Below are 9,263 nucleotides of genomic sequence, written 5' to 3'. Positions count from 1 at the left end.
AAGCACCCCAGCTGGGGCTACCTGACCCCGCACGAGACCCGACAACGACACACCCTCGCCGCGTAGGAACGAGTGTCCAAGATCATGGGGGAACTTCAGCTGCGGATGTGGGCCGTCGACGGCACGGTGATCCCGGTTCCGGCGGACCAGCGGGCGAACCGGCTACGGCGCGGCAGCCGCGGTGGCAGGCCGCCCGCCTTCGACCGTCAGGCATACAAGCAGCGCAACACCGTCGAGCGGTGCATCAACCGCCTCAAGCAGTGGCGCGGCATCGCCACCCGCTACGAGAAGACCGCCACCATCTACCTGGCCGGACTCCACATCGCAGGCATCTTCCTCTAGTCCGCCCGCTGATCCAAACGAAACTGCCTAGTACTGCGCCAGCAACCGGACGGCCAGGCGGTGCAGTTCGGCCACCAGCTCCGCCGACGGCCCGCCGCCGTACTCCTGCTGCTCCTGCTGCTGCTCCGCGACGCACAGCCAGTCGCGGAACGGCAACAGCGGGGAGTCGGGGTCGTCGGCGGAGCGCAGCTCGTACCCGAGCCGCTCGGCTGCGGCCATCGGGGCGATCCGGCCGTCCAGCAGGTCCTGCGCGCAGTACCGGGCCAGCGCCCGGTCGCGGGCCGCGAAGCCGGTGGGCAGCCGCAGTTCGGGCCAGAACTCCTGCTCCAGTTCGCCCAGCAGCCGGCGCGCCTCCGGGGCGTCCCGCTCGGGCAGCACGCCGAGCTCCCACAGGCGCGGGCTGTCCGCCCCGCCGGTCAGCGCCGCCCGGGCGGCCTCCACCGCCGCGGCGACCGTCTCCGGGTAGTTGCCGGTCCCCCGTTCCAGCAGCACCCGGCGCAGCGGCTCCAGGGCATCGTCCGGTTCCATCGCGCGAGCGTAGCCGCCCGGGCCGGGCCGCGGCGAAGCCTTGTCGGCTCACAGCGCGGTGGGGCGGTACGCCAGCGCCTGGTCGACCACCTCGTCAGCGGTCGGCTCCGGCCCCTCCGGCCAGAAGATCAGGTCGCTGACGTAGCCGCCCGTGCACCCCAGGGCCCGGCCCAGCGCCGCCATGAGCCGAGAGGCCTCCTCGTCGTCGGCGTAGTCCCCGTCCATGACCCGCTGCACCGTCGCGACGACGGTCTCCCGGTCCGTCTCCACCCCGGTTCCCCTTCCTGTTCCTGTCTCCGGTGAGGCTAGCGATGCCCGCGGCGACGTCCGGCGTGCTCCGTCAGGTTGCCGTGCACGGCGGGGAGCCCGGGCCCGCCAGGTCGCGGACCGCGGCGGCCAGGTGGTCGCGGAACCAGCGGTGGGCGGGGTCGCCGTCGGTGCGGGGGTGCCAGGCGAGGCCGAGTTCCAGTGGGGGGAGGGGCAGCGGGATGGGGAGGGTGCGCAGGCCGAGGTCGGTGACGACGGCGGGGAGCCAGTCGGCGGGGCCGAGGGCGAGCAGGTCGGTGTCGCGGGCGAGCAGCATGGCCGCGAGGTGGCTGGGCACGACGACGGCGACCCGGCGGCGCAGTCCGAGGTCGGCCAGGGCGCGGTCGATCGGGCCGTGTCGGCGCCCCTGACGGGAGACGCCGATGTGGTCGGCGGCGGCGAAGCGGGCGGCGTCGACCGGTCGGCCGTCGAACAGCGGGTGGTCGGCCCGGGCGAGGGCGACCATGGTGCGGGTGGTGAGCGGGCGGGTGCGGATCTCGGGGTCGAGCCGGCCGAGGACGCCGAGTTCGACGTCGACCAGTCCCTGCCGCAGGGCGGGGCCGTCCTCGTAGGCGTCGGGGAGGAAGACGGTGTCGACGCCGGGGGCCTCGCGGTGCAGGCGGGCGGCGAGCGGTCCGGCGAGGGCGGCGGTGAAGAGTTCCCCGGCCTGGACGGTGAAGGTGCGGTGCAGGTGGACGGCGTCGAAGTCGGCCCCGGGGCGCAGCACCCGTTCGCAGCCGCGGATCAACTCGGCTACCTCGTCGCGCAGTTCGACGGCCCGCCCGGTGGGCACCAGGCGCTGTCCGGCCCGGACCAGGAGCGGGTCGCCGACGGCGCGGCGGAGCCGGGCGAGGCTGCGGCTGACGGCGGCCGGGGAGGTGCCGAGCCGTTCGGCGGCCCGGGTGACGCTGTGTTCCTGGAGCAGGACGTCCAGCACGCGCAGCAGGTTGAGGTCCACCGACCGGGACTTTACGCCATCGGCAAGGATCGCTTGCCGATTCCTGCATTGTCGCGCAATCCGCGGGGGCGGAGGGTGGGGGCAGGTCAACTCTCCCGAGGAGCAGGAATGTCGAGGACGTCGAGGACATCGAGGATGTCGAAGAACGCGCAGGAGGACCGGGCCAGGCGGTCCGGGGACGTACTGGCCGTGGTGAGCCAGGGCGGGGGCACGGTGTCGTTCTTCGACGCCGCCTCGGACGGGCTGCTGGGCGTGGTGGAAGTCCCGTCCGAGCCGCACGAGTTGTGCTTCGACGCGGAACGCAGGCTGCTGTGGTGCAGCACCGCGTACCGCTCGGGCTACTACCACGCGAACGGCGGGCGGGCGTCGGAGCTGACGGCGATCGACCCGGACACCCGCCGGGTGGTCGCGGTGGTCGACCTGGCGCCCGAACACGCCCCGCACGGGCTGGCGTTGGACGCCCGGCGCGGGCTGCTGTACGTCAGCGTGGAGGCGGGGGCGGACCGGCCGGGCGGAGTGGTGGTGGTCGACGCGGCGACCCGACGGGCGGTCGGCCGGATCGACACCGCGGCGCCGGGGCCGCACTGGTTCGCGATCGACCCGGCGGGGCGGTGGGGTTACGCGGCCAACAAGGAGGCCGGGTTCGTGTCGGTGGTCGATCTCGAACGGGGCGTGCTGGTCGACCGGGTGGCGGTGCCGGGCAGCGAGGGCCTGGCCGTCTCGGCGGACGGCTCGCGGGTCTACGCGGCCGGGCCGTACCTCGGTTTCGCCCACCGTCCGGAGCCGCGGCCGCAGTTCGGCGTCCGGGTGATCGACGCAGCGGTCCGCGAGGTCGTGGCGGTGCTGCCGACCGAGGACCCGGCGCTGCCGGTGCACCTGACCGCGGGCGGGCTGCTGCTGGTCGGCGAGGTCCGCACCGAGGGCGCCATGGGCGGCGGACTGGGACGTCAACTCCCGGGACGGCTCTCGGTGTTCGACCCCGCGACCGGCGAGCGGTCGGCCGCGCTGGAGACCGGCCGCTTCCCGCTGACCATCACCTCCTCCCCCGACGGGCGGCTGGCCTACCTGGCGGCCGTGGAGTCCTCCACCGTCGACGTGGTCGACCTCGCCTCCTTCGGACTGCTGGCCCGCCTGCCCGTCCCGAAGCGCGGCGAGCCCGGTGCGCACGGCCTGGCGTACGTCCCCCGGAACGGCTGAGTCCCGAACGCCTGGCCCCGGTCGCCGGTCGCCGTCCGCCAGCCGCCAGCCGCCGTCCGCCGTCCGCCGTCCGCCGTTCCACAGGGTTTCCACAAGAAGGCCCCCTAGCGTCGGGCCCGGCCGGGTGAACCGGACCGGCCGGAATCCGGAGCGGACGGAAGGGGATGCCCATGCGCATCGACCGGGCGGCGGCGGCCGTCGGAGCGCTCGCGCTGGCGGGCGCGTTCCTGGCGGCGGGGCCCGCGCAGGCGGCGGACGGGGCGGCGCCGAAGGGGGACGGGGCGAAGGCGGTCTGCAAGCGGCTGCCGAAGACCCAGGAGCGGATCGACAGAGCGTTGGAGCGGCTGAACGGCGACGCCACCGTGGCCGGTTCGGTGGCCCGGCTGCAGCAGCGGGTGGACAACGCCCGCAAGGAGGGCCACGCCGAGGTCGAGAAGTACCTGAACGACCGGCTGACCTTCCGCCGCGGCCTGCTGCCGACGCTGCAGACCCGCGAGGCGGACCTGGTGGCGGTGGCCGACTGGTGCGCGCAGCACGCCCCGGCGGCCGGGAAGTGACCCGTCGGACGCGTCGACCGGCCGCGCGCGCGACCCTGGCGGCCCTGGTGCTGGCCTGCGCGGCCGCACTGACGGCCTGTGGCCCGACCTCCTCCGGCCCGGCCTCCTCCGGCCCGTCCGGGGGCAGCGGTCCGGACGACGCGCAGGTCCAGCAGATGCAGCAGAAGGTGGACGCCGCGGACAGCGCCGCCGCCCAGGCCGAGGCCAACGCCGGCCAGGACGACTGAAGGAACGGCACCACCCCGGAACCCCGGTGGCCCGCGCTCTCCCCGGAGCGCGGGCCACCGGCCTGTCCGGATCGCGGTACGCGGAAGTCCACGATGCGGCCCTCGGCGTGGCGGAACTTGACGGGCCGCCGCCGGGTCGTGAACCATCGGCGGCATGAACTCCGGCGCCTTCCTGGTCTGCCGCCTGCACGTCGATCTGCGACGCCAGGCGAGCGACATGTGTGCCTGCTGTTGACGCTCTCCGCGTGACCTCCGCGCGCGCCCTGTGAGTTGACCAGGGCCGCCCGCACCCACCACCGCACCCCCCTTCCCCGCCGCCCGCCTTTCCCGCTGTCCGCGCGCCGGTCCGTGTCCCTCGCAGGCACTCCGGCGACGGCTGCCGCCCCGGCACACCCGGAGGACCCATGAGCATCGACCTCGCCACCACGCCCGCCGCACCCACTACGCCCACCGCGCCCGTCACCGGCTCCCCCGCGTCCCCGCGCCAGCCGCTCTCCCCGAACGCGCTGCGCCGGATCGTCCGCGACCTGGCCGAGCGCCCCGAGCGCTGGCTGCACCGGGTGCGGCTGTCCGCGGAGGACCGCTGGTACGAGCGCCTGGAGCTGGCCGAGGACTACGAGGTGTGGCTGATCAGCTGGCTGCCGGGGCAGTCCACCGGCTTCCACGACCACGGCGGCTCGCGCGGCGCGTTCACGGTGGCGCTGGGCGAGTTGGAGGAGCTGGCGCTGGGCGAGTTGGAGCACGGACTGGCGGTGCGTCGGCTGGCGGCGGGCAGCGAGCGGGCGTTCGGCCCGCAGTACCTGCACGACGTCCGCAACACGGCGTCGGGCCCGGCGGTGACGCTGCACGCGTACTCGCCGCCGCTGAGCGAGATGTCGCACTACGAGCTGCGGGTCGACGGCCTGGTGCGGACCTCCACGGAAGGACCGGAGCAGTGGTGACGACGGTGGACCAGCTGCTGGCGCGGGCCCGGGCGGGCCTGGACCGGCCGGACCCGGCCCGGGCCCGGGCCGAACTCGCCGACGGGGCACGCCTGGTGGACATCCGCCCGGCGGCGCAGCGGGCCCGCGAGGGGGAGATCCCGGGCGCGCTGGTGATCGAGCGCAACGTGCTGGAGTGGCGCCTGGACCCGACCGGCAGCCACCGGATCCCGGAGGCGGTGGACCACGACGTGCGCTGGATCGTGGTCTGCTCGGAGGGGTACGCGTCCTCGCTGGCCGCGGCCTCGCTGCAGGAGTTGGGACTGCACCGGGCGACGGACCTGGACGGCGGTTTCGTCGCCTGGGCGGCCGCCGGGCTGCCCACCCACCGGGTTGATCAAGGTTTGCGGTGAGAGCGGCACGGGAAGCCGGACAAGCGACGCCCCACGATCACCCGAACCACCGCCCGAACCGCTGACCGAACCACCGCCCGAACCGCTGACCTGACGACAACCGCCCCACCACCACCCGACGGCCGACCCTCCGAGGACCCTTCCGTGATCAGATTCGAGGGCGCCGCCAAGCGCCACCCCGACGGCACGGTCGCCGTCCGCGGCCTGGACCTGGAGGTCCCGGCGGGCCGGACCACCGTGCTGGTGGGGCCGTCGGGCTGCGGCAAGACCACCATCCTGCGGATGGTCAACCGGATGGTGGAGCCGACCGCCGGCCGGGTGCTGCTGGACGGGACGGACGTGGCCGAGCTGCCCGCGGCCGGGCTGCGGCGCGGCATCGGGTACGTGATCCAGCAGGCGGGGCTGTTCCCGCACCGCCGGGTGATCGACAACGTGGCGACCGTGCCCCGGCTGCTCGGCTGGGACCGCAAGCGGGCCCGGGCCAGGGCCGCCGAACTGCTGGAGCTGGTCGGCCTGCCGCCGGAGACCGCCCGCCGCTACCCGGCCCAGCTCTCCGGCGGCCAGCAGCAACGGGTGGGCGTGGCAAGGGCGTTGGCGGCCGATCCGCCGGTGCTGCTGATGGACGAGCCGTTCAGCGCGGTCGACCCGCTGGTGCGCGCCGGGCTGCAGGAGGAACTGCTGCGGCTGCAGGCCGAGTTGGGGAAGACGGTGCTGTTCGTGACGCACGACATCGAGGAGGCCGTCCGGCTCGGCGACCGGGTGGTGGTGCTCCGCGAGCACGGCGAGATCGCCCAACTCGCCGATCCGCACACCCTGTTGACCGCTCCGGCGGACGCGGGCGTGGCCGCCTTCCTGGGCCGTGACCGCGGCCTGCGCGGCCTGGGCCTGCGCCCGGCCGGGTCCGTCCCGGTCGCCGCGCTCGACGGCCGAATAGCCTACGAGGGCTGGCAGTTGGTGCTCGACCCGGACGGCCGTCCGGAGCACTGGCTGCGCGGCGCCGAGCGTCACCCGGCCCCGGTCTTCGTCCCGTCCCGGGACTCGCTGCGCTCCGCGCTGGACGCCGCGCTGCTCGCCCCGTCCGGCCACGCCGTCGCGGTGGACGCCGAGGGCCGGGCGGTCGGCACCGCGAGCCGCGCCGCGGTGGTCGAAGCGCTCGCCGCGACCGGCCCCGTCGGCGCCCCGCTGCCCGAGCAGGTGCCGCATGCTGGACGGTGAGCCGCTGGTCCGCTGGCACTGGCTGGGCGACCACCTCGGCTACCTGGCCGACCTGACGGCCGACCACGCGGTGATCGCGCTGGTCCCGGTGCTGCTGGCGCTGCTGCTCGCGGTGCCGCTGGGCCTGGCCTGCGCGCGCTTCCCCCGCCTGTACCAGCCGCTCGCGGCGGTCTTCAACGTGGTGTACGCGCTGCCCTCGCTGGCGGTGTTCGTGGTGCTGATCCCGTACACCGGGCTGGCCACCCGGCAGACGGTGATGGTGCCGCTGACCTGCTACGCGCTGGCGGTGCTGCTGCCGACCGCGGTGGACGGGCTGCGGGCGGTGCCGGAGCCGGTGCGGCAGGCGGCCACGGCGATGGGCTACGGGCCGTGGCGGCGGCTGGCCGCGGTCGAACTCCCGGCGTCCGTGCCGTACTTGATTGGTGGGCTGCGGGTCGCCGCGGTGTCCTCGATCTCGTTGGCGGCGGTGGGGGCGCTGGTCGGCCGGGGCGGTCTGGGCTACCTGTTCGTGGACGGCTTCCAGCGGACCTTCCCGACCCCGATCCTGGCCGGGATCGTGCTGGTGGCGCTGCTGGCGCTGGCCACCGACCTGTTGCTGGTGGCGGCCCGCCGGGTGCTGGCGCCGTGGGAGCGGGGGGCGGCGCGGTGAACTGGCTGGGCTGGCTGCACGACTTCTTCGCCGATCCGGCGCACCGCTCCGGCCCGGACTCGATCGTCCACCGGCTGCTGGAGCACCTGGCGTTCTCCGCGGAGGCGCTGGGCCTGTCCGCGCTGGTGGCGCTGCCGCTGGGGCTGCTGATCGGCTACTCGGGGCGCGGCCTGTTCCTGGTGACGGCGGTGGCGGGCGTCGCGCGCGCCCTGCCGACGCTGGGCCTGGTGACGCTGGCGGTGCTGCTGGCGGGCGTCGGCGACACGGCGGTGCTGCTGCCGCTGACGGCGCTGGCCGCGCCGCCGATGCTGGTGGCCGCGGCCGAGGGGGTGCGCGGCACCGATCCGGACGTCCGGGACGCGGCCCGCGGCATCGGCCTGACGCACCCGCAGACGCTGCTGCGGGTGTGCGTTCCGGCGGCCGCGCCGACCCTGCTGGCGGGGGTCCGGACGGCGTCGGTGCAGGTGATCGCGACGGCCACGGTCGCCGCGTACGTCGGCCTCGGCGGCCTCGGCCGGTACGTGATCGACGGGCTGGCCACCCGCGACTACCCGACCACGGTCGGCGGCGCCCTGCTGGTGGTGCTGCTGGCGGTGGGCGTCCAACTGCTGTTCGCCCTGCTCATCCGGCTCGCCGCGCCGCCCGGCACCCGGCCCGGCCCCCGTACCCGCGCGCGCCGCACCGGCGGTGCCGCGCCCCTCACTCCGACCGATCCCGCCAACCCTCCCGCACTCGTGAAGGATGCCCCATGACGCCCCGTCCGGTCCGTACCGCCCTCGCCGTAGCCCTGTTGCTGGCGGGTGCGGCGGCCTGCTCCTCCTCCGGCGGCAGTGACCCGCTGGCCGCGAAGTCGCCCGCTCCGGCGCCGCCCGCCTCCTCCTCGGCCGGTGGCGGGGCGGGGAGGACCGTGGTGGTCGGTTCGGCGAACTTCCCGGAGAACGTGCTGCTGGCCTCGATCTACTCGCAGGCCCTGCAGGCCAAGGGCGTGAAGGTGGAGGAGAAGTTCAACATCGGCAGCCGCGAAGTGCTGTACGGGCAGTTGCAGTCGGGTGCGCTGACGGTGCTGCCGGAGTACAACGGCGCGCTGCTGGGCTACCTGGACGCCAAGTCGACGGCGACCGGCGAGGACGCGGTGAACGCCGAGCTGAAGGCGAAGCTGCCGGCCGGGCTGGCGATCCTGGACTCGGCGGCGGCGGAGGACAAGGACTCGCTGACGGTCACCCAGGAGACCGCCGACCGGCTGGGCGTGAAGTCGATAGCCGACCTGGCGGGCAAGGCCCAGGACCTGGTGGTGGGCGGCCCGCCGGAGTTCAAGTCGCGGCGCGAGCAGCAGTTCAAGGACGTCTACGGGCTGACCTTCAAGGAGTGGAAGCCGACCGGCGACACCACCGCGAACGCGCTGAAGGACGGCGGCATCCAGGTCGGCAACGTGTTCACCACCGACCCGAAGACCGTCCAGTTGAAGCTGGTCGCGCTGGACGACCCGAAGAACGTGTTCAGTTCGCAGAACGTCACCCCGCTGGTGAACACCGCCGGGCTGGACGCCACCGGGACGGCCGCGCTGAACGCGGTCTCGGCGAAGCTGGACACGGCCGGGCTGACCGCGCTGATGAAGCGCGTCGCGGTGGACAAGGAGGACCCGTCGGCGGTCGCCAAGAGCTGGCTGAAGGGGGCCGGCCTGAGCTGATCCGCGCCCGCCGCGCACCGTCCGTCGGCCCCGCCCCGAGCAGTCGGGGGCGGGGCCGACGGTACGTCAAGAGGCGCATCACCAAGGCTTGGTAAAGCTCTGAGCTGGCCATACCGGGGAACTGTAAAGAGTCTTGACAGACGCAGTGGTCCAGACCAACCATGAGTCCGCTACTTCCCGACCGGGACGCATCGTGGGGGTGTGACCACCGGCCGGGGCGAGTCGTACTGCCCCGCACCACCCCGGCACCACCCCGTACCAGGC

Annotated in this window: 12 protein-coding genes and 1 pseudogene; 10 read left to right on the top strand and 3 right to left on the bottom strand. The window is 74.7% G+C overall.

The features are described 5' to 3' along the window. Positions 1-126: 126 nt before the first annotated feature. Positions 127-342: pseudogene (locus tag OO57_RS24855) on the top strand (IS5/IS1182 family transposase); the annotation flags it as partial. Between the two features lie 27 nt (positions 343-369). On the opposite strand, the gene OO57_RS24850 reads toward OO57_RS24855, so the two are convergent. The 3 genes from OO57_RS24850 to OO57_RS24840 form a co-directional block, all read right to left on the bottom strand. After that, a complete protein-coding gene (locus OO57_RS24850; protein ID WP_033254857.1) occupies positions 370-870 on the bottom strand; it encodes a hypothetical protein in 501 nt (166 codons plus the stop codon). Positions 871-918: 48 nt separating this feature from the next. Beyond that, positions 919-1,140 (bottom strand): hypothetical protein, encoded by a 222-nt coding sequence (locus OO57_RS24845; RefSeq protein WP_033254856.1) that lies wholly within the window; start codon positions 1,138-1,140, stop codon positions 919-921. Positions 1,141-1,210: 70 nt separating this feature from the next. Continuing rightward, on the bottom strand, positions 1,211-2,134 hold the full coding sequence (locus OO57_RS24840) for a LysR family transcriptional regulator (protein WP_033254855.1): 924 nt from the start codon (positions 2,132-2,134) through the stop codon (positions 1,211-1,213). Positions 2,135-2,269: 135 nt separating this feature from the next. On the opposite strand from OO57_RS24840, the gene OO57_RS24835 reads away from it, so the two are divergent. The 9 genes from OO57_RS24835 to OO57_RS24795 all read left to right on the top strand — a co-directional run bounded on the left by OO57_RS24835 (position 2,270) and on the right by OO57_RS24795 (position 8,999). Next, on the top strand, positions 2,270-3,331 hold the full coding sequence (locus OO57_RS24835; protein WP_033254854.1) for a YncE family protein: 1,062 nt from the start codon (positions 2,270-2,272) through the stop codon (positions 3,329-3,331). A 170-nt stretch (positions 3,332-3,501) separates the two neighbouring features. Next, positions 3,502-3,888, top strand: a complete 387-nt coding sequence (locus tag OO57_RS24830) for a hypothetical protein (protein WP_033254853.1) — start codon at positions 3,502-3,504, stop codon at positions 3,886-3,888. Next, positions 3,885-4,115 (top strand): hypothetical protein, encoded by a 231-nt coding sequence (locus OO57_RS24825; RefSeq protein ID WP_033254852.1) that lies wholly within the window; start codon positions 3,885-3,887, stop codon positions 4,113-4,115. Before OO57_RS24830 ends, OO57_RS24825 begins: the two co-directional genes overlap by 4 nt. A gap of 404 nt (positions 4,116-4,519) precedes the next feature. Further along, entirely contained in the window at positions 4,520-5,056 is a 537-nt protein-coding gene (locus OO57_RS24820) for a cysteine dioxygenase (RefSeq protein ID WP_033254851.1), read from the top strand. Next, positions 5,050-5,448: a rhodanese-like domain-containing protein gene (locus tag OO57_RS24815; RefSeq protein ID WP_033254850.1), complete on the top strand. Its 399-nt coding sequence runs from the start codon at positions 5,050-5,052 to the stop codon at positions 5,446-5,448. Before OO57_RS24820 ends, OO57_RS24815 begins: the two co-directional genes overlap by 7 nt. A gap of 144 nt (positions 5,449-5,592) precedes the next feature. Then, positions 5,593-6,663, top strand: a complete 1,071-nt coding sequence (locus OO57_RS24810; RefSeq protein WP_033254849.1) for an ABC transporter ATP-binding protein — start codon at positions 5,593-5,595, stop codon at positions 6,661-6,663. Further along, on the top strand, positions 6,650-7,312 hold the full coding sequence (locus tag OO57_RS24805; RefSeq protein WP_033254848.1) for an ABC transporter permease: 663 nt from the start codon (positions 6,650-6,652) through the stop codon (positions 7,310-7,312). The genes OO57_RS24810 and OO57_RS24805 overlap by 14 nt, the downstream gene beginning before the upstream one ends. Further along, positions 7,288-8,064: an ABC transporter permease gene (locus OO57_RS24800; RefSeq protein ID WP_234337490.1), complete on the top strand. Its 777-nt coding sequence runs from the start codon at positions 7,288-7,290 to the stop codon at positions 8,062-8,064. The genes OO57_RS24805 and OO57_RS24800 overlap by 25 nt, the downstream gene beginning before the upstream one ends. Next, entirely contained in the window at positions 8,061-8,999 is a 939-nt protein-coding gene (locus OO57_RS24795) for an ABC transporter substrate-binding protein (protein WP_033254847.1), read from the top strand. The genes OO57_RS24800 and OO57_RS24795 overlap by 4 nt, the downstream gene beginning before the upstream one ends. Positions 9,000-9,263 lie beyond the last annotated feature (264 nt).

Source organism: Kitasatospora phosalacinea, assembly GCF_000717185.1.
GTDB classification, from domain to species: Bacteria; Actinomycetota; Actinomycetes; order Streptomycetales; family Streptomycetaceae; genus Kitasatospora; species Kitasatospora phosalacinea_A.
This window is presented reverse-complemented; position numbering and strand designations above follow the sequence as displayed.

Excerpts from the sequence above, each read along its gene's own strand:
- OO57_RS24850 (WP_033254857.1), bottom strand. The coding sequence starts at position 870 with ATGGAACCGGACGATGCCCTGGAGCCGCTGCGCCGGGTGCTGCTGGAA.
- OO57_RS24835 (WP_033254854.1), top strand. The coding sequence starts at position 2,270 with ATGTCGAAGAACGCGCAGGAGGACCGGGCCAGGCGGTCCGGGGACGTA.
- OO57_RS24830 (WP_033254853.1), top strand. The coding sequence starts at position 3,502 with ATGCGCATCGACCGGGCGGCGGCGGCCGTCGGAGCGCTCGCGCTGGCG.
- OO57_RS24820 (WP_033254851.1), top strand. The coding sequence starts at position 4,520 with ATGAGCATCGACCTCGCCACCACGCCCGCCGCACCCACTACGCCCACC.
- OO57_RS24805 (WP_033254848.1), top strand. The coding sequence starts at position 6,650 with ATGCTGGACGGTGAGCCGCTGGTCCGCTGGCACTGGCTGGGCGACCAC.
- OO57_RS24795 (WP_033254847.1), top strand. The coding sequence starts at position 8,061 with ATGACGCCCCGTCCGGTCCGTACCGCCCTCGCCGTAGCCCTGTTGCTG.